This is a genomic window from Burkholderia sp. CpTa8-5, from assembly GCF_017815045.1.
GTDB classification, from domain to species: Bacteria; Pseudomonadota; Gammaproteobacteria; order Burkholderiales; family Burkholderiaceae; genus Burkholderia; species Burkholderia sola.
In genome coordinates, this window is sequence record NZ_JAGIQD010000004.1 from 159,300 (window position 1) to 178,796 (window position 19,497).

General features: G+C 67.5%; 17 protein-coding genes. 9 read left to right on the forward strand and 8 right to left on the reverse strand.

Going from position 1 to position 19,497, the window contains the following annotated elements; genetic code table 11:
• Positions 1–22: 22 nt before the first annotated feature.
• The 3 genes from J8I35_RS08695 to J8I35_RS08705 form a co-directional block, all read right to left on the reverse strand.
• Entirely contained in the window at positions 23–1,015 is a 993-nt protein-coding gene (locus J8I35_RS08695; RefSeq protein ID WP_050013368.1) for a DedA family protein/thiosulfate sulfurtransferase GlpE, read from the reverse strand.
• 155 nt (positions 1,016–1,170) lie between these two features.
• A complete protein-coding gene (locus tag J8I35_RS08700) occupies positions 1,171–1,440 on the reverse strand; it encodes a hypothetical protein (protein WP_050013367.1) in 270 nt (89 codons plus the stop codon).
• Positions 1,441–1,709: 269 nt separating this feature from the next.
• The gene (locus tag J8I35_RS08705) at positions 1,710–4,043 is read right to left on the reverse strand and encodes a phospholipase C, phosphocholine-specific (RefSeq protein ID WP_209925007.1); all 2,334 of its coding nucleotides are present in this window, start codon (positions 4,041–4,043) and stop codon (positions 1,710–1,712) included.
• Positions 4,044–4,392: 349 nt separating this feature from the next.
• Between J8I35_RS08705 and J8I35_RS08710 the strand changes: the two genes are divergently transcribed.
• From J8I35_RS08710 to J8I35_RS08720, 3 genes are all read left to right on the forward strand, one after another.
• Complete coding sequence (locus tag J8I35_RS08710; RefSeq protein WP_235356191.1) at positions 4,393–4,539, forward strand: hypothetical protein; 147 nt, start codon at positions 4,393–4,395, stop codon at positions 4,537–4,539.
• Positions 4,540–4,640: 101 nt separating this feature from the next.
• On the forward strand, positions 4,641–5,141 hold the full coding sequence (locus J8I35_RS08715) for a GNAT family N-acetyltransferase (RefSeq protein ID WP_050013365.1): 501 nt from the start codon (positions 4,641–4,643) through the stop codon (positions 5,139–5,141).
• 251 nt (positions 5,142–5,392) lie between these two features.
• Positions 5,393–6,988, forward strand: a complete 1,596-nt coding sequence (locus J8I35_RS08720; protein ID WP_209925009.1) for a thioredoxin family protein — start codon at positions 5,393–5,395, stop codon at positions 6,986–6,988.
• Positions 6,989–7,027: 39 nt separating this feature from the next.
• On the opposite strand, the gene J8I35_RS08725 is transcribed toward J8I35_RS08720, so the two are convergent.
• Both J8I35_RS08725 and J8I35_RS08730 read right to left on the reverse strand, forming a co-directional pair.
• Positions 7,028–7,279 carry a DUF4148 domain-containing protein gene (locus tag J8I35_RS08725; RefSeq protein ID WP_011694888.1) on the reverse strand — a complete coding sequence of 84 codons (252 nt, stop codon included), beginning with the start codon at positions 7,277–7,279 and terminating at the stop codon, positions 7,028–7,030.
• Positions 7,280–7,620: 341 nt separating this feature from the next.
• Positions 7,621–9,024, reverse strand: coding sequence for a GntP family permease (locus J8I35_RS08730; protein WP_050013360.1), 1,404 nt, complete (start codon positions 9,022–9,024; stop codon positions 7,621–7,623).
• Positions 9,025–9,350: 326 nt separating this feature from the next.
• On the opposite strand from J8I35_RS08730, the gene J8I35_RS08735 reads away from it, so the two are divergent.
• The 5 genes from J8I35_RS08735 (at position 9,351) to J8I35_RS08755 (ending at position 15,101) form a co-directional block, all read left to right on the forward strand.
• Positions 9,351–10,838, forward strand: a complete 1,488-nt coding sequence (locus tag J8I35_RS08735) for a sigma 54-interacting transcriptional regulator (protein WP_209925010.1) — start codon at positions 9,351–9,353, stop codon at positions 10,836–10,838.
• 54 nt (positions 10,839–10,892) lie between these two features.
• Positions 10,893–11,420: a BON domain-containing protein gene (locus tag J8I35_RS08740; RefSeq protein ID WP_124639674.1), complete on the forward strand. Its 528-nt coding sequence runs from the start codon at positions 10,893–10,895 to the stop codon at positions 11,418–11,420.
• 61 nt (positions 11,421–11,481) lie between these two features.
• A complete protein-coding gene (locus tag J8I35_RS08745; protein WP_012493616.1) occupies positions 11,482–11,754 on the forward strand; it encodes a hypothetical protein in 273 nt (90 codons plus the stop codon).
• A gap of 102 nt (positions 11,755–11,856) precedes the next feature.
• A complete protein-coding gene (locus tag J8I35_RS08750) occupies positions 11,857–12,162 on the forward strand; it encodes an H-NS histone family protein (RefSeq protein ID WP_124555229.1) in 306 nt (101 codons plus the stop codon).
• 581 nt (positions 12,163–12,743) lie between these two features.
• The gene (locus J8I35_RS08755) at positions 12,744–15,101 is read left to right on the forward strand and encodes a GNAT family N-acetyltransferase (RefSeq protein ID WP_050013356.1); all 2,358 of its coding nucleotides are present in this window, start codon (positions 12,744–12,746) and stop codon (positions 15,099–15,101) included.
• A gap of 652 nt (positions 15,102–15,753) precedes the next feature.
• On the opposite strand, the gene J8I35_RS08760 is transcribed toward J8I35_RS08755, so the two are convergent.
• Positions 15,754–16,305: a hypothetical protein gene (locus J8I35_RS08760; RefSeq protein WP_050013355.1), complete on the reverse strand. Its 552-nt coding sequence runs from the start codon at positions 16,303–16,305 to the stop codon at positions 15,754–15,756.
• Between the two features lie 181 nt (positions 16,306–16,486).
• Complete coding sequence (locus J8I35_RS08765) at positions 16,487–17,308, reverse strand: IclR family transcriptional regulator (RefSeq protein ID WP_050013354.1); 822 nt, start codon at positions 17,306–17,308, stop codon at positions 16,487–16,489.
• Between the two features lie 654 nt (positions 17,309–17,962).
• Here J8I35_RS08765 and J8I35_RS08770 point away from each other — a divergent pair.
• Entirely contained in the window at positions 17,963–18,811 is an 849-nt protein-coding gene (locus J8I35_RS08770; RefSeq protein WP_209925011.1) for an ureidoglycolate lyase, read from the forward strand.
• A 138-nt stretch (positions 18,812–18,949) separates the two neighbouring features.
• Here J8I35_RS08770 and J8I35_RS08775 read toward each other — a convergent pair whose 3' ends face one another.
• Positions 18,950–19,333 carry a VOC family protein gene (locus J8I35_RS08775; protein ID WP_050013351.1) on the reverse strand — a complete coding sequence of 128 codons (384 nt, stop codon included), beginning with the start codon at positions 19,331–19,333 and terminating at the stop codon, positions 18,950–18,952.
• Positions 19,334–19,497 lie beyond the last annotated feature (164 nt).

Sequence of the window (19,497 nt, forward strand, 5' to 3'; positions counted from 1 at the left end):
GGCCGGCCTGCGATCGGTGCGATCACGCCGGCTTGTGCCAGCCCGCCACGGAATCGTTCGCGGCGGGCATCTCTTCCACGAGCGACGTGAGCTGGCGGCCCGTATCGCGCCATGCATCGAGGCCGCCGCGCAGCGCGAGCGCATCGGTGAAGCCTGCATCGAGCAGGCGCTTCGCCATCAGCGCGGCCGTCACTTCGTTCGGGCACGAGCAATACACGACGAATTTCTGCGTGAGCGGATAGCGCGCGACGATGTCGCCGATCTGGCGTTCGTCGGCGAACTGCGCACCGGGAATCGTGAACGGGTCGAGCTTGCGATGCTCGGGCGAGCGGACGTCGAGCACTACCGGGGCGGTGGCGTCGCGCAGCAGCACGTCGAGCTCGTCGACGCCGATCCGCGCGTTCGCGAGCTGGCGGATCAGCGCACGGCGGCGCATCCACCGCACGGCCGCATAGATCGCGAGCAGCGCGACGATGACCAGCAGCACCGCGCGGCCGAGGCGGCTCGCGCCGGCGAACAGCCAGTCGATCTGCCGATAGAACACGAGGCCGGCGCCCAGCCCGACGATCGTCCACAGCGCGGCGCCGAGCGCGTCGTAGCCGGCGAACGTGCGATAGCGCGTGCCGAGCGCACCGGCCATCGGCACCGACACCAGCGACAAGCCCGGAATGAAGCGCGCGACCGCGAGCACGCGCACGCCGTAGCGGCCGAAGAAGCGTTCGGTCTTTTTCACGCAGGTATCGCGCGACAGCGACAGCCGGCAGATCGTCTTCAGCGTCGTGCCGCCGTAACGCCGCCCGGCCACGTACCAGACCGTGTCGCCGATCAGCGCGCCGAGCACGGACATCACCACGACCGTCACGAGCTGCGAGCCGATCATCGCCGGATGCATCGCGGACATCGCGCCGAACAGCACGAGCGTCGGCATCGCCGGCACCGGCAGGCCGATGGCCGCCGCGAGCACGTTGGCGAACACGAGAAGCGGCCCGTACTGGGCGACGAGGTCACGGAGCATGACGGCTGGCCGAAAAGGAAACGCGTGGGCGGGAAACGCAGATGGACCGATTATCGGCCTTTTTCAACACAGCGGCGGGAATGACGCAAAAGCGCCTGACGGCGGCAGGGGGATGTGGGTGAGCCGACGCGTTGCACGCGGCTCACCGTTCGGAATCAGGACGGCGTACGAGCGAGCGATGCGGCGCCGTGGTTTTCGCCGGGCAACTCGGCGCCGTGCGAGCGGATCGCCGCGATCAGTTCGGCCGGGGTGATCTCGTAGCGGACCTCGCGGTGGATGCCCGGCTTGCGTTCGTCGACCTCGATCAGCAGCACGCTCTTGCCGTCGGCCGTTGCCTCGAGCCGGAGCGAGCGCAGTTCGCGGCCGTCGGCCGCGTCGTGTTCGGTGAGCAGGGTCATTGCCCCGGATGAGCCGGTAGTGCGCATCGAACCTATCCTCGTGTCGTGGTGCCGTAGCGGCAAAGATGTCTTTGTTGAATACAGCTTGACGCAGTTTAACGCGAACGGGCCGCGACACGGAGCATTTTCGTGGGGATGAAAAGAGGGTTACACCACCGATCCTTCTGATGTTTGAGCCGCGCCGGGCGGGCGTCTGCGCCGCATCGGGCCCGGCCGGAACCGGTACCCGAACGGCGTTCGCGGCCATGCCGGCGCGGGCGGCGACACGCGCTGCGCCGCGGGTCGCCGCGGCGGTGTCAGAAGCGGTCGGCGAGTCCCATCGCCGGATCGCTGACCGAGTGGCGGCCGGTTTCCACGCGGCCGGCCACGCGGCGCGAAAAGCTCGCGTCGCTGTCGGCGGTGACGATGAAGTCGTACCAATGGCCGGTCGAGTCGAGCTTCCAGTGCAGTTCGGACTGGTCGCCGGCGTGCACCGTGACCGTCCACACGGTGCCGGTGCCATGGCCGTTGCCGTTTTCGTTGCCGTGGCCATGACCGTGGTCGGCGTTTGCGCCGCGCCCGGACAGCGGCCCATAGACCTGGTTCGACTTGACCGTGAAGCGCACCGTGCCGCCGCCGTCGTTGCGCAGCCGCAGGTGGAGGTTGCCGCTCGCGCCCGCGTAGCCGACGCGCACTTCCGGCTGCGGCGCGCGAGCGCGGGCCACGCGGCTCAGGTCGCCGGTGAAGCGCCGGTGAAAGCCGTTCGGGCCGAGCACCCACAGGTCATATTTACCGCCATCGTCGGCGCGCGCGGCCCAGTCGCCGTGCAGCTTTTTGCCCGGCTCGACGACGTAGCGCCGCGGCAGCCGGTCGAGGTGAAGCTTGTCATAGACATGAAACACGGCGGCGGCGCGGCCGGTGTTCGCGAACTTCAGCGTGACCGTGCCGGCGCCGGCATCGGTGCGCGCGCTCGCATGCAGCTCGTACGGCAGCGCGCGCGACGGGCGCACGCCGGTGGCCTGCGCGGGCAGCGCGGGCGTGGCGGGCGGCACGATCTTCGGCGCGGCTTGCTGCGCGGCGCTCAGCGCGTCGACCTGGCTTTTCGTCGTGCGGCCCGCGAGCGTCGGCAGCGGCTCGTCGTTCGGCGTGCGGAAGTTGAACGCGCTCGTCAGGTCGCCGCACACCGCGCGGCGGTATGCGCTGATCTGCGGCTCCGCGACGCCGAAGCGCGCCTCGAGGAAGCGCAGCGTCGACGTATGGTCGAACACCTGCGAATTGACCCAGCCGCCGCGGCTCCACGGCGACACGATCCACATCGGCACGCGCGGGCCCGGGCCGTACGGACGGCCGTCGGCCGCCGGCTGGCTCGCCGTGGCCGGCGCGAAGTCGTGGTACTCGACCGCGACGTCGGCGGCCGACAGCGTATGGCCGCCCGCGAGCGTGCCGTCGGCGTTGCGCGACGGCACGGCCGGCGACGGCATGTGGTCGAAGAAGCCGTCGTTCTCGTCGTAATTGACCAGCAGCACGGTCTTGCTCCAGACCTCCGGGTTCGCCGTCAGCGCGTCGAGCACGGCCTGCACGTACCAGCCGCCCTGCGCGGGGCTCGACGGCCCCGGGTGTTCGCTGTACGCGGACGGCGGGATGATCCACGACACTTCCGGCAGCTTGCCGTTGCGGATGTCGTCGCGAAACGTTTCGAGAAAGCCGTACGGCATCGTGTTGCCGAAGCCCTTCGCGAGCGGGCTCAGCGGATCGTCGATCGTCGGGTCGTAGAACGCGCCGGCCGCCGTCACCGGCTGCGTGATGTCGGTTGACGCGACGTACGCGGGCCGGCGCGCGGCCGGCATCTGCTCGATCGCCGCGCGCCAGTGGCGGAAGCTCATCATTTCGTTGCAGCCGAAGTTGTCGATCAGGCTCTGGTAGACCTTCCAGTTCACGCCGGCCTGTTGCAGCCGGTCGGCATAGGTCGTCCAGGTCCAGCCCTGGCTCGACGGGCCGATGTCGTTGCCGCCGTTGAACTGGTTGTTCAGCGCGGCGATCTTCACGCGATTGCCGTCGGCCGGGCTGATGCCGTTCGGGCCGTTGGTGCCGCTCCAGTAGAACAGGCGGTTCGCGATCGTGCCCGTGTGCATCCCGCAGTGGTAGTGGTCGCACAGCGTGAACGCATCGGCGAGCGCGCGCTGGAACGGCACTTCGGCCGCGTCGTAATAGCCCATCGACAGCGGCGTCTTCGCGTCGGGCCAGCGGTTCATCCGGCCGTGATCCCACGCGGCCTGCGAATCGGCCCACGTGTGCGGCGTGCCGCCCGCGCGCTGCGCGTTGCCCTGGCGCGCGTCGAGGTGATACGGCGTCACGGTCGCGGCGGGCGTCCCCTTCGTGTACGCCTGATAGAACACGTCGCGGCCGTTCGGCGACGGCACCGCGAAGCGGTCGCCATAGCCGCGCACGCCCTTGAACGTGCCGAAGTAGCTGTCGAACGCGCGGTTCTCCATCATCAGCAGCACGACGTGCTTGACGTCCTGGATGGTCCCCGTTTCGTGGAAGGCGGGAATGGCGAGCGCGCGGCGGATGCTCGGCGGAAATGCGGACAGCGCGGCGGCGGCGAGGCCGGAGCCGGCGGTCTGCTGAAGGAATTTGCGGCGTGACGTCATGGCGTTCGGATCCTGTGAAGGTGGGAGCGTTCGTGAGTGCGTCTTGTCGTGCCCGGGCGTCGTCCCGCCCCGGGACGATCGCCGATGCGTGCGCGTTCGGTGCGTCGGCCGCGCGTCGCGGTGGTGCGCGCGTTGCGCCCGACACGCGACGCCCGGCATCCGACGTCGCGCCGATGCGGCGGCCTCGTCGTCGCGGTCCCGTGCGCCGCGCGCTCGCGATGCGCGGGGCAGGTATCGGCACGCACCGGCCCGGCGCATGCCGGGCTCGGGCGGCGCCCAGTCTAGGGAGGCGACATGACGTCGACGTGATGAAGAAATGACATCGCATGTCGCGTACGTGACGTTGTGCATGCAACGATTCGTTCAAGCGCGATGCGAGGCTGAAGAAGGTAAGAAATTACCGATCGCCGCCGGTGTGACCGGTCAGAATTTTCCGGATTTCGCGACGATGGCGCGCGCGTTTCGTTGTGGATGCAACGTGATGGGCGCCGCGTGACCTCCGTGTTTCAAATGCATGAAATCGGCTAAGCTCGTTGCGTTGCTGCGCGGTTGTGCAGCCCGCGCCTTCGGCGCGACTTTTTCGGAACCGGCCCACCCATGACCGATATCAGAATCCGGCACTGCGAGACGCACGACGTCGACGCGATCCGGCAGATCGCCGCGCATCCCGCGGTGTACATGAATACGTTGCAGCAGCCGTTTCCGTCGCTCGAAAAATGGCAGAAGCGGCTCGACAACCTACGCGAGCACGGTGTGAGCCTCGTTGCCGAAATCGACGGTACGGTGGTCGGCCATCTCGGCCTGCATCCCGAGCCGAATCCGCGCCGGCGCCACGCGGCGGCGCTCGGCATGATGGTCGACGCGGCCCGTCACGGGCGCGGCATCGGCGGCCGGCTGCTCGCGGCCGCGATCGATCTCGCGGAGAACTGGCTGAACGTCACGCGTCTCGAGTTGACCGTGTTCACCGACAACCGCGCGGCGATAGCGCTCTACGAGAAACACGGTTTCCGCATCGAAGGCGAATCGCCGGATTACGCGTTGCGCGACGGCGTGCATGCGTCCGTGTATCACATGGCGCGGATCAAGGCGCGGCAATGAAAGGCCGGCCGTCGCGGACGTGACGGCACACGCCGCCGCGCGTCATATCCAATCGAGAATTCGTTCGTTTTCCTTCGGCTGTACCCGTCGTATCGTCGAACGATTTGCCGGTCTCTGCGGCTGGCTTCGCTTTTCCGTATCGATGCATGCGCGGCGCTGCGCGTCGGCCGGCCTCATCGTCATCGCTTCACGGCCCTCGTTGCGTGCGCGGCATCTCCCTGAAACCGTCTTTTTCAACGGAACCCGCTTCGATGAAAACCGTTCTCCGCAGTCTCACCGCCGCCTGCGTGTTCGCTGCCGCCAGCGCGGCGCTTGCCGCCGCCACGCCCGTCGGCGCCCCGGTGGCGAGCGCATCGTCCGACGGTGCGCATCTGCCGCCCGGCATCGCGTGGCAACACGGCGACGTCGACGCCGCGTTCGCGCTCGCGAAGCGCGAGGGCAAGCCGCTGCTGCTGTACTGGGGCGCGGTGTGGTGCCCGTCGTGCAACCAGGTGAAGTCGACGATCTTCAGCCAGCAGGCATTCAAGACGCGTTCGTCGTTCTTCGTGCCCGTGTACCTCGACGGCGATACCGAAAGCGCGCAGAAGCTCGGCGAGCGTTTCAAGGTGCACGGCTATCCGACGATGATCCTGTTCCGTCCCGACGGCACCGAAGTGACGCGGCTGCCCGGCGAAGCCGATCTCGACCGCTACATGCAGGCGCTGTCGCTCGGGATGACGGCCGCACATCCGGTGCGGCAGACGCTCGCGACCGCGCTGAAGAACGGCGCGGCGCTGACGCCGGACGAATGGCGCCTGCTGGCCGACTATTCATGGGATACGGACGGCGCGCTGCCGGTGCCGGCCGATCGTGTCGCGCAGACGCTGCAGTCGCTCGCGCAACGCGCGCGGGCGGCGGGTGCGAAAGCCGAATCGGCGCGCTTCGCGCTGAAGTCGGCGGTGGTCGCCGCGTCGGACGACCCGACGCAGGCCGGCGCGCTCGACAAGGCCGCGCTCGCAGATTCGCTGCGCACGGTGCTGCACGATCCCGCGCTGTCGCGGGCCGATTCGGACGTGCTGGTCGCGGCGCCCGCGCGCGTGGTCGCGTATCTCGGCCGCGACGACGCGCAGCGCACGAAGTTGCGCGGCGCGTACGACACGGCGCTCGCGCGCCTGTCGACCGACACCACGCTGTCGTCGATCGACCGGCTGATGGCGCTGCACGGCCGCGTGCTGCTCGCGCGCGGCGACGCGCGCAACGGTGCACCGCTCGCTGCGCCGGCGCTGGCCGACACCGCGCGCAAGCAGATCGCCGCGTCGGTGCAGGGCGCGGCGAACGCGTACGAGCGGCAGGCGCTCGTCAGCGAAGGCGCGGACACGCTGACCGACGCGGGGCTGTACGACGAATCGGATGTGTTGTTGAAGGCCGAGCTGCCGCGTTCGTCCACGCCGTACTACTTCATGTCGGGACTCGCCGCGAACGCGAAGGCGCGCGGCGACAAGGCGGCCGCGCTCGACTGGTATCGCAAGGCGTACGACGCGGCGAGCGGGCCGGCGACGAAGCTGCGCTGGGGCGCGACTTACTTTGCGAACGCGGTTGAGCTGGCGCCGAACGATTCCGCGCGCATCGAAGGGATCGCGGCCAGTGTGCTTGCGCAGGCCGACAAGACCCGGGATGCGTTCTACGGCGCGAACCTGCGTGCGTTGACCAAGGTCGTCACGCAGTTGAATCGCTGGCGCGGCAGCGGCGCGCACGATGCGTCGGTCAGGACGGTCGTCAAGCAGTTCGACGGCGTATGCGGGAAGCTGCCTGCCGGCGATCCGCAGGCGGCGGCGTGCGCGAAGCTGATCCAGCCCGTGAAGGCGTAACGACGCGCGGGGGGATCGTCGAGCGGGCCGGGGGATTCGTTACCGGCCCGATTCCGACGACGCGCCGCGATCGCTGCCGTATCCGGCGTCGTGCTCGCGGGCGATCTTCGCTTCGGCCGATACGATGCTGGCCGGATAGAACCAGTCGCTCGACTGGAAGCCGGCCTGCTTGAGCGCCTTGACTTCGGCGTGGACCTGCGCGCGCGTGAGCGGCTGGTTCGACTGCGCTTGTGCGGCGAACGGGGCCGAGACGGCCAGGGCGATGGCAACGGCTTGGATCAGGCGCTTCATGATCGGGACCTCCACGATTCCGGTGAATCGCGGCGCTTCGTTCGTCGAAGCGCCGTGCGACGTTGAAACCAGTGTAGGCCGCGGCCGGCGCGCGAAAAATGCGATCGCGCCCAACGCAGTGTTTTGCTGCGGGTAACAATGGGCGCGTGAGGGGCGAGGCTGTGCAATGGCCCGGGCGGCCGCCACGCGCGTGCAAGCGCTGCGGCGTGGATCTGGCCTGATTCGACGGGCAGAAAATGAAATCGGACCGGATGCGCATTCCGGAATCCGTTCCGGTGCGCATGCGGTCCGATCTTGGAAGACGGGAAGGCGGCGCATGAAGCGCCGCCCGATGCCGACGCTTACACGAGCCCCGTCGCGTAGTACACGGCGATCACGAAGAACACCGCGAGCGTCTTGATGATGGTGACCGCGAAAATGTCGCGATACGACTCGCGGTGCGTGAGGCCCGTGACCGCGAGCAGCGTGATGACCGCGCCGTTGTGCGGCAGCGTGTCCATGCCGCCGCTCGCCATCGCGACGACCCGGTGCAGCACGTCCATCGGGATGTTGGCCGCCTGCGCGCCCTTGATGAACAGGTCCGACATCGCGGCGAGCGCGATGCTCATGCCGCCCGATGCCGAGCCCGTGATACCCGCGAGCGAGCTGACCGACACGGCTGCGTTGACGAGCGGGTTCGGGATGCTCTTCAGCGCGTCGCTGACGACGAGGAAGCCCGGCAGCGCGGCGATCACGCCGCCGAAGCCGTATTCCGACGCGGTGTTCATTGCGGCGAGCAGCGCGCCGGCGACGGCGGCCTTCGAGCCGGCCGCGAAACGGCCGCTGACGCGCTTGAACGCGGTCAGCACGACCAGCACGATACCGAGCAGCAGCGCGGCCTCGACCGACCAGATCGCGACGACCGTCTTGATCGACGTGGTGACCGGCGCGTGCACGCCCGGCAGCACTTCCGGCGCGACCGTGTACGACGCGGCGCCGTACCACTGCGGGATCAGCTTCGTGAACGCGAAGTTCGACACGCCGACGAGGATCAGCGGCAGGATCGCCAGCGCGGGATGCGGCAGCGCCTTCGCCTCGACGCGCTCAGGCTCGTTGACGAGCGACGTGCCGTAGCCTTCGCCCTTTGCCATCGCCGAACGGCGGCGCCATTCGAGATAGGTGAGACCGACGACGATGATGAACAGCGAGCCGATCGTGCCCAGCGCGGGCGCGGCCCACGCGGTCGTCTTGAAGAACGTGGTCGGGATGATGTTCTGGATCTGCGGCGTGCCGGGCAGCGAATCCATCGTGAACGAGAACGCGCCGAGCGCGATCGCGCCGGGCATCAGCCGTTTCGGGATGTTGCTCTGGCGATAGAGTTCGGCCGCGAACGGATAGACCGCGAACACCACGACGAACAGCGAGACGCCGCCATAGGTGAGCAGCGCGCACACCGCGACGATCACCGCATTCGCGCGCGAGCGGCCGATGTAGCGGATCGCCGCGTGGACGATCGACTCGGAGAACCCGGACAGTTCGATCACCTTGCCGAACACGGCGCCGAGCATGAAGACAGGGAAATACAGTTTGACGAAGCCGACCATCTTCTCCATGAAGATGCCGGAGAAGACCGGTGCGACGGCGGCGGGTTCGGTCAGGAGCACCGCGCCGAGCGCGGCGATCGGCGCGAACAGGATCACGCTGTAGCCGCGATACGCGGCGAACATCAGGAACGCCAGCGCGGCGAGGACGATCACGAAAGACAAGGGAGTCTCCTAAAAGCTTGGAATGGCTTTGGTTGTTGTTCGATCGCGCGATGCGCCGCGGACCAAGTCAGGTTCGTGCAGGTTTCGTGCCATCGGCCGGATTGCGCCGCCGGACATGGGTCCGCCGGCGGCCGGCGGGCCCGCGCCGGTCCAAGTCTGACGATTCTACATAAAACGTCTCCATCTGGAGACGTTTCGGCCATCCGGCCAACCCTCGACATCGTGCAGGGCTTTCCCGGAAAACGCGTTGCGGTGTGTCTCCGGAGTGAGATAATCCGTCCCGTTCCGGAGACATCCGGCCGACGATATACGGAGACGACGACACGATGATGAACGACTGGGCCCGCCTGCCCGTCAACTACGGCGACGTGCTGCGGCGCGCCGCCGAGTCGCTGTTCCGGACCTTCGAGGATTCGAGTGCGGGCACGGTGGTCGTCGATCGCGACGCGCGTGTCGTGTGGATGAACGAGCGTTACGCGGCGCGCTTCGGTTTCGCCGATCCGCAGCAGGCCGTCGGCCTCGACTGCGAGGCCGTGATCCCGAACAGCCTGATGCGCGAGGTCGTATCGACCGGCCAGCCGATCCTGCTCGACATCATGGAGACGGGCCGCGAGCCGCTCGTCGTCACGCGCCTGCCGTTGAAGAACGAGGCCGGCGAGACGGTCGGCGCGATCGGCTTCGCGCTGTTCGATCAGTTGAAGACGCTCACGCCGATTTTTTCCCGCTATGCGCAGCTTCAGCAGCAACTGATCGCGACGCAGCGCTCGCTCGCGCAGGCGCGCCGCGCGAAATACACGTTCGCGAGCTTCGTCGGCACGAGTGCCGCGAGCCTCGAGACCAAGCGCCAGGCGCGCCGCGCGGCGCAGGTCGATTCGCCGGTGCTGCTGCTTGGCGAGACGGGCACCGGCAAGGAACTGCTCGCCCACGCGATTCACGCGGCGTCGGCACGTGCGCTCCAGCCGCTCGTGACCGTCAACGTCGCCGCGATCCCCGACACGCTGCTCGAAACCGAATTCTTCGGCGCGGCGCCCGGCGCGTACACCGGCGCCGATCGCAAGGGCCGCGTCGGCAAGTTCGAGCTGGCCGATCGCGGCACGCTGTTTCTCGACGAGATCGGCGACATGCCGCTGCCGTTGCAGGGCAAGCTGCTGCGCGTGCTGCAGGACAAGGAGTTCGAGCCGGTCGGCTCGAACCGGATCGTGCGCGCGGACGTGCGCATCATCGCCGCCACGTCGGCCGACCTGCCGGCGCTCGTGGCGGCCGGGCGTTTTCGCGCGGATCTCTATTACCGGCTGAACGTGCTGACGATCCATGCGCCGCCGCTGCGCGAACGCGCATCCGACATCGCGGCGCTCGTCTACGCGACGCTCGAGGAACTGGCCGCGCAGCACGGGCGCGCCGCCCACTGCGAGCTGACCGACGATGCGCTGCGGATGCTGTGCGCGTATCCGTGGCCCGGCAACGTGCGCGAGTTGCGCAATACGCTCGAGCGCGCGCTGATGCTGTCCGACCGTTCGGTGATCGATGCGCGCGCGCTCGCGCCGTTTCTCGGGCCGGTGCGCATCTCGGCGGACGGCGCGGCGCCAACGCAGCGGGTTGCCGCGGTGCCGGCCGAGCAGCGTGCGGGCGATGCGTCGACGGCCTCCGGGGCGCCGGCCGCTTCGTATGCCGATGCACTGGCGGCGTGGGAGCGCCAGTTCCTGAGCGATGCGCTGGCGGCTTGTGACGGCAAGGTCATTGAAGCGGCCGCGCGCATCGGCATCGGCCGCGCGACGCTGTACAAGAAACTGGCCGCGCTCGGTATTGGCCGTTAGGCCGTTCGGCGACGCCGATGCGGCCCGATGTAACGCATCGAACAGGAGGTCACGATGAAGCGGATCGGCTTCGCAGGGTGGTTGACCCTGTTGCTGACGAGTGCCGCGCTCGCGCAGTCGGGCGATGCCGACGCGCCCGACGCGCGGCGCAACTGGTACAACGATCCGTTCGTCGCGCTGTCGCAGGACGTCGCCGAATGCCCGTTGCCGCTCGGCCCGTGGATGACGCGCGCCGAGATGACGGACGATGCGCACTACCGCGCCGAGCGCGGCACGACCTGCTGGCTCGCCCATCGCTGCACGAAGCCGAACTCGTATATGTATGACGCGTCGATCGCCGATGCGGCGAAGGCGCACTTCGCCGGCTCCGATCGCCTGCGCGGCACGAGCCTGTGGATCACCGTGCAGCGACGTTTCATCTACGTCGAAGGATGCGCGGATACGACGCTCGATCGCCACGCGCTGCAACGCGAATTCGAGGCGCTTCCGGACGTCGAGCAGGTTTTCGTTCGCATCACCGACGATCCGCGCAAGCGCTTGCCGTACAAGGCGCGCGGCCAACCCGACCGCGCGCCGGACTGACGGCCGAAGGGCAGCCCATGGCATACTCGCGACATTCAAAAAAAGGTTGACGGGAAGAATAATGAAACACATGCTTGCGTCGGTCTGTCGGTGGCCTCGGGCGGCCGTGATGTTGGCTCTGGTTGCAGGGCTCGGCGGGTGCGGCGGCGGTGCTCCGCTGTTCACGTCGGATGGGCGCCCGACCACTCAGGTGCAATGCACCGGCAGCGACTGGAGCAATTGCACGGACAATGCCCGGGCCATGTGCAACGGGGATTTCGACGTGATCCAGCAATCCACGGATGACGCCGTGCGAAACCTTCTCTTCGCATGCAAGAAGAAAAGCGGTTATTGATCCCGAAATGACCGGCTGAGGAGACACGATCGGGCAAAGCGCTTTTCCGTTTGCTTTGAGTCACTTGTTTTTCACGAATAACACTCATGGAGTCCCATCCATATGGCGACCTACAGGCAACTGAGCGCGCAGCTCGAACGGCTTCAGCAAAAGATCGACAAGGAACGTGAAAAGGCGATTGCCGACGCGATTGCGCATATCCGCGCGAAAATCGACGAATACGACATTACGCCCGAAGAGCTCGGTTTTCGCCCGGCAGGATCGGCCGCCGCCAATGCCGCCGCGAAGCCCAAGCGCACCTTGCCGCCGAAGTACCTGAACCCGAAGACGGGCGAAACGTGGAGTGGCCGCGGGCGGGCGCCGGCATGGCTCGGCAAGAACCGCGGACGTTTCCTGATCAAGGACTGACTCCCGGAAATCCTCACCTTTCGTGTGCCGACTGACGGTGCGAACGGCCATGCGGCCTTCGCACCGTTTTGTTTTCGCGCAATCGTCACGCGATTTTCCCCGACGAATTGAAGTGCAATGCCGCGCAATTAACGGATCCCGTTTTGCGAATTCGCCGCGATCCGGCTGCATGTTGCCGGTAATTCCCGTAAACAACCGCGTAATGGCGCAATGCATGCGCATTGGCATGTGCGATTTTCGCGGTGCATGCATCACGCGGATTTTCATCACCTTTCGCATGCGGATGCGGTGTGTCGTGCGATTCCCGAAGATACTCACCATGGCTCCTGTAAATCCTCACCTTTGAGAAAACGGCTGCAGCGTCGTGCCGAGTGGCGTGCCTCGTGCATGCGGCGCTACGATGCCGGGCCGTATGTGTTGCAGGTCCATGGTGCGGGCGTTGACACCCGTCGAATAGTCGGCCGTTCGGCATATAGGCAGTCGCAAGCGGTTCGCCTATGCTTGGGGTTCGCGTCGATCGGCGCACGGCCTGCCCGGCCGCATGCCGATCGTGTCGTCTTTCGTCACCGCAGGGAGCCGATGTGACCGTTCGCCATCTCGATGCGTTGTTCCAGCCCAAGTCCGTTGCGGTCGTCGGCGCGTCGTCACGCGCCGGCAGTATCGGCGCGATGGTGTGGTCGCGTGTGCTCGACGGCGCGTTCCAGGGGCCTGTGTGGCCGGTCAATCCGAAATATCGCGAGCTCGACGGGCATGCGGTCGTCTCCGATGTCGACCGGCTGCCCACGCCGCCGTCGGTTGCCGTGATCTGCACGCCGCCCGCGACCTGGGCCGGCATCGTGCGCAAGCTCGGCGAACTCGGCACGCGCGTCGCGGTGATCGTCGGCGACGCGCGCACCGATGCCGATCGCGTCGCGGTCGATCGCACGCTGAAGGCGGCGAAGCCGTTCGTGCTCCGTATCGTCGGGCCCGGCAGCCTCGGCGTGTTGTCGCCTGCGCGGCATGCGCATTTCGGCGCGCCTGCCTATACGGCGCGATCGGGCGGCGTCGCGTGGGTGTCGCAATCGAACGCGCTGACGAACGCGGTGCTCGGCTGGGCCGATGCGCGCGGCCTCGGCTTTTCGCACGTCGTCGCGCTCGGTAGTGAAGCCGATGTCGATGCGGGCGACGTCCTCGACTATCTGGCAAGCGATCCCGGCACGCGCGCGATCCTGCTCGAACTCGATACCGTGCGCGCGGCGCGCAAGTTCATGTCGGCGGCGCGGGCGGCCGCACGCAACAAGCCGGTACTCGCGTTGCGCACCGGCCGTGCCGATCCCGGCGACGCGCTGTACACGGCGGCATTCCAGCGCGCGGGCATGGTGCGCGTCGATGCGCTCGACGATCTGCTCGACGAAATCGAGACGCTCGGCGTCGGCCGCGTCACCGCGCGGGGCGCGGCGACGCTCGTGACGAGCGATGCGGGCGTGGCGAAACTGGCGGTCGATGCGGTGGCCGACGTGCGCGACGTGCTGACCGACTGGTCGCCCGCGGCAACGTCGGCCGTCGCGGCCGCGCTGCCGCATCTCGCGGCGCCCGGCAATCCGCTCGCGCTGGGCGACGATGCGCGCCCCGAGCACTTTGCCGCGGCGATCAAGGCGCTCGCCCCGTTTCCGCAGACGGGCACGCTGTTCGTCGTTCATTCCACTTCGCACAGCGCGCCGGCCGAGTCGGTCGCGCGCACGCTGATCGATTCGCGGCAGTACGCGCATCGCGGCATCCTCGCGTGTTTCTTCGGCGCGGTCGACGCGGCGACGCGCGATGCGCTGCACGCGAACGGCATTCCGGTGCACACGACGCCGCAGCGGCTCGCACGCGCGTATGCGCGTCTCGTCGACTACAACCTCGGGCGCCAGTTGCTGATGCAGACGCCGGAGGGCACGCCGCTGCAGCCGGCCGAGTGCGTGGCGTCCGCCCAGGCCGATGCGCGCCGGCTGGTCGAAGCCGGTCAGCATGAACTGGCCGGCGAGGGCGCGCTGCACTGGCTGTCCCGTTTCGGTCTGCAGGGCGAGCAGCCCGACGAACCGGCCGGCAAGAAGGTCGTCGATATCGCGGTCGACATGTACGACGATTCGAACTTCGGTCCGGTGTTTCGCTATGCCGTGCCACCGGCCGATGGCGTATCGGCACCGTTTGTCGTCTACGGCCTGCCGCCGCTGAACACGGTGCTCGCCCGCGCGGTGATGGAGCGCTCGCCGTATGCGCGCAGCACGCGTGTCGAGCCGACGCTCGACGCGCTGACGGCCCTGTCGCAGGTCGTCTGCGACGTGCGCGAAGTCGTCGCGATGTCGGTCACGCTGCGCGTGCTGTCCGACCGCGCCTGGGTGATCGCGCCGCGCATCACGCTTGCCTCGGGGCGCAGCCGGCTCGCGATCATGCCGTATCCGCGACACCTCGAGCAGACGCTCGAGTGGCGTGGCGAGACGGTGACGATCCGTCCGATCCGTCCGGAGGACGAGGCCGCCCACAACGAACTGCTCGGTGCGATGACGCCGGAAGATCTGCGGATGCGTTTCTTCGGCGCGGTGCGCAGCTTCGATCATTCGCAGGTGGCGCGCATGACGCAGATCGACTACGACCGCGAAATGGCGTTCATCGTGTCGTTCACCGATGTGTCCGGGCGCGACCACACGCTCGCGGTGGTGCGTGCGGTCGCCGATCCCGACAACGAGACGGCGGAGTTCGCGATCGCGGTGCGACCCGATCAAAAGGGCAAGGGGCTCGGCCGGTTGTTGATGACTCGCATTATCGATTACGCACGCTCGCGCGGCACCGCGTGGATGGTCGGCGAGGCGCTGCGCGAGAATTCGGCGATGATCTCGCTCGCGAAAGCGTGCGGGTTTGCGGTGTCGACGACCGAGGAGCCCGGCGTCGTGGGTTTCAGGATGAAGTTACAGCCGTAGGCGTCGGTCCGTGGTTCGACGCCGAGGGCAGCGCATGGTGTCGATGCTGCAATGTGTCGCCATGCTGCGAATTCAATCAGGAATGCAAATAACTCCAAATCAATCTGTGCGGTGAAACGTCTGCCAACATGTCGGATCTGTCGATCGCGGCGATATCGCGCCGCACGCACGGTGTCCGGAGACGCATGCAGTGGGCTGCGATGACCACCTTCCGCAGCCGTTTCGAGCGACGTGCATGTCCATGTTCGTGGCCGTATTCCGGCCTCGCCAATTCAAGGCCATCAGCAAGGTGAGACTTTTCGGGAGCAGCGAGTGAGCTTTTCCGGGACAGCGTGGTGAGCCGATACGGGAGCGTTCGGTGAGCCTTCGCGGGAACGGCCGGTGAGCACCTGCGGGAGAGGCCGGTGAGCCTTTTCGGGACGTGTCGGTGAGCCCTTGCGGGAGCGATCGGTGAGGACGTTCGGGAGACGTCAGCGAGCGTCTCAGGGGGCCTTGGGTGAGACTTTTCGGGAGGCCGCGGTGAGTGCTTGCGGGATGCCGAGGTGAGCTTTTACGGGAGCATGCGAACGCACGGCTCCCGTGGGCGTGGCGCCGGCCCATGCCGGCGCGACACGCGGGTGCGGGCACGCAGGAACCGTGCCCGCGGTCACATTCACGCAGCGAGTTTCGACGCCGCGTCGTTCACCTGGTCGCGCGAAATCGCGAGTTCCTCGAGGTGCGGATCGGCGTAGACCGCGCCGGTTTCGCGCTCGAGGCGGGCGATCGTCAGCGCACAGCGCGCGGTGTCTTTCGGCATCGCGATGAAGCGCTTGACCGACTCGCCGGCCGTGAACGCGTCGAACAGTGCGCCGCGCACGTCGTCCGGAAGCGTCTTGGTCCACTGGTACGGCTTGCCGTTGAACGTGATCGACGGCGGCAGCGTGCGCTCCTTCTTGGTCGCCGTGATGAGCCCGTAGGTGCGCGCCGCGTCGCCGATCTGCTCGGGCGAGAAGAGTTCGTCAGGCGTGATGCCGAACTGCTCGATGTAGTTCTCGATCGCCTGCATCGCGGCGGCACGATCGTCGCGCTTTTTCTGCGCGCGCGCGACGATATCGCGCAGCTCGTCCGCTTCCTCGGGCGTGATCGTGAAGCTTGCCTGCTTCTGCTGAAGTTCGGAGAAACGCTGGAATTCTTGATCGTTCAGAAGTTTGGCCATGACATCCATCGGACACGACGGCCGCGACAACCGGCCGCCGTAGTTTTTGAGAGGGCCGCTATTCTAGCGTAGCGCCGCGGGCGCCCGATGCGGCATCGCGCATCGGGCGTCGCACGGGCATCGTGGATGCGGGACCGGAACCGGCGCCGCTGCGCCGCAGCCTGTGCGCGTTGCCTGGAACCCGCGCGTGTCAGCAGGTCTCCGTGCGGCACATCGACAGACGGGCGGCCGTGCCGCGCAGTGCGTCGACGACCACGTCGACGGACGGCGCGAGGTGCGCATCGATCCGGCGCATGTACGGGCACGTCAGCACCGCGATCGCATGGCCGGCCGGCCCGAGGATCGGCACGGTCAGGTCGGTCACGCCGTACGCCTGGCGGCTGTCCTGGCGCAGATAGCCGGACTGCCGGATCGACTGGCACGCGTTCGCGAGTTCCTGCTCGTTCAGCGGCGCTTCGCCCTTCACCTTGCGATGCTCGGCCAGCATGTGCGCGCGTTGCTCGGCGCTCTGGAACGCCAGCATCATGCGCCCCGACGCCGTGTCGGCGAGGCCGACGCGCGAGCCGAGCCGGACCGACACGCCCCACGGGCCGGGCCCGTCCACTTGCGCGATCACGAGCAGGTTGCCGCGATCGTAGACGGACAGGTGGCACGACTGCTCGGCGGCATCGGCGAAGCGCTGCATCGGCGGCAGCGCCTCGGCGATCAGCCGGTTCATCGGCGGATGCCGGTGCGCAAGCGCGAACAGCTTGAGGCTGAGCGTGTAGCGATCGCCGCCGGTCGAACGCATCACGTAGCGGCGCGCGACGAGGCGTTCGAGCATCCGGTAGATTTCGCTCGCATTGCGGCCGAGTTCCTTCGTGATTTCGGTGCGGGTGAGTCCTTCCTTCTGCTCGGACAGGAGTTCGAGAATGTCGAGGCCCTTGTCGAGCGCGGGTGCGCGATAGCGATCAAGAGCGGCCATCGATTCCCGTGCGTCGCAGCCGGGAAGCGGGTCGTTGGTTGTCTGCATTGTCGATGTGAAGTTGGGGGATTACCGTCGATCGGTGGGCGACGCACGCTGGCCGGTTCTGCTCCGCGTATGGCAATGAAAGCCGTCCGTACGAGCTTAGCAATAAACATACAGTGTGCAATGCAGCGTCTTTTTACCGATCATTACCCGACAAGAACGGATGGGCAAACGTTTTCGATGACAGGGGCACCCCGAATAGCCAGTATTCATGCCTCGATGGCAGGCGCGCCTGCGCATGACGGCCGGTCGATCAACGTGGGCGCGGCGCGTGTTGCGAAGCAGCTTCGGCAGTCGCACCAATAGTCGGTATCCGTCGCGTGTCATTTCACGGCGCGCGACCGGTGGTACAAAGGCTTGCGGGCCAGCGACGGCGCGGCCGCGCGTGCAGCCGGCCGGCATGGGCCGGCACGCGTCGCGGATGCCGGGCCGTCGTCGCCGATGCGCAGACCGGCGGCCGCCCGTTCGATGCGTGCCGTACTGCAGTACGGCGCCACGATCGCTGCGCCCGCGCGACGCTCGCGCGTCGACGGCATGCCGCACGCGGCGCCGACGCGTGCAATTGACGATCGACGATCGACGACCAGTCCGGCGCGTGGCTGCGAAAGGCCGCGTCGGCCGGTATCCTGTCCCATTCGACAACAGAGGTTAAGCACGATGAAACTGCTTCGCTACGGCCCGTCCGGCCAGGAAAAGCCCGGCATCCTCGACGCAGCCGGCCGCATTCGCGACCTGTCCGCGAAGGTGCCGGATCTTGCCGGCGATGTGCTGTCCGACGCGGGTCTCGCGCGGCTGCGCGCGATCGATCCGGCCACGCTGCCGCTCGTGTCCGGCGAGCCGCGCATCGGTGCATGCGTCGGCCAGGTCGGCAAGTTCATCGGCATCGGCCTGAACTATGCCGATCACGCGGCCGAAGCCGGCATGCCGGTGCCGAAGGAGCCGGTCGTGTTCGGCAAGTGGACGAGTTCGATCTGCGGCCCGAACGACGGCATCGACATCCCGAAGGGTTCGGTCAAGACCGACTGGGAAGTGGAACTGGGTGTCGTGATCGGCGCGAAGTGCAAGGACGTCGACGAAGCGCGCGCGCTCGATTACGTCGCGGGCTACTGCGTCGTCAACGACGTATCCGAGCGCGAATGGCAGATCGAGCGCGGCGGCCAGTGGGACAAGGGCAAGGGCTTCGACACGTTCGGCCCGATCGGCCCGTGGCTCGTCACGCGCGACGAAGTGCCCGATCCGCAGCGTCTCGACCTGTGGCTCGACGTCGACGGCCATCGTTATCAGAACGGCAATACGCGCACGATGGTGTTCACCGTCGCGCAGCTGATCGCGTATCTGTCGACCTGCATGACGCTGCAGCCGGGCGACGTGATCACGACCGGAACGCCGCCGGGCGTCGGGATGGGGATCAAGCCATCGCCGATATACCTGAAGGCCGGCCAAACGGTGCGCCTCGGGATCGAAGGACTCGGCGAGCAGTTGCAGAGCACACGCCACGCACAATAAGCGCGTGCGCGGCGCGGACCGGCTGGAGGATGCAGCTACCCGCGCGCAGCGAACGACGACGTAGCCAAAAACAGGGGCCCGATTCCGCGCGAGGCGGAATCGGGCCCTTGTCGCTCGTGCGCGTCCGGACGAAGCGGATCACACGACGTTGTCGAGTTCGCAGTGCGCTTCGAGCCGATAGCCGTCGGGGTCGACGACGAACGCCGCGTAATAGCCGGGGCCGTAGTGCTCGCGCTTGCCGGGCCCGCCGTTGTCCTTGCCGCCGTGCTCGAGCGCGGCGCGGTAGAACGCGTCGACCTCGACCGGCGACGCGGCCTTGAACGACAGGTGCAGCCCGGAATCGGGATCGGCGACGACAGGCCGGGCCGCGTGCTGCAACCACAGCTCGGGCTCGGTCGTGCCGTAGCCGAGCGCGCCGTCGTCGCTATACAGGCGCTTGTAGCCGAGTGCGCCGAGCGCGCTGTCGTAGAAGGTGCGGCTGCGATCGATGTGGGCAACGCCGAACGAAAGGTGGTCGATCATCTGTGGCTCCTTGAACTGAGGGGGACGTCAGTGCGGCAAACCTGCTTACAGGCACCATGCCAGCCGCTTGTAGCGCAGCGCGCCGAGCGTGCTGTCGTCGTACCTGCGGCCAGTGGAGGTGTGGATAACGCTGAACGAAAAGCGATCGATCATCTGTGTCTCCT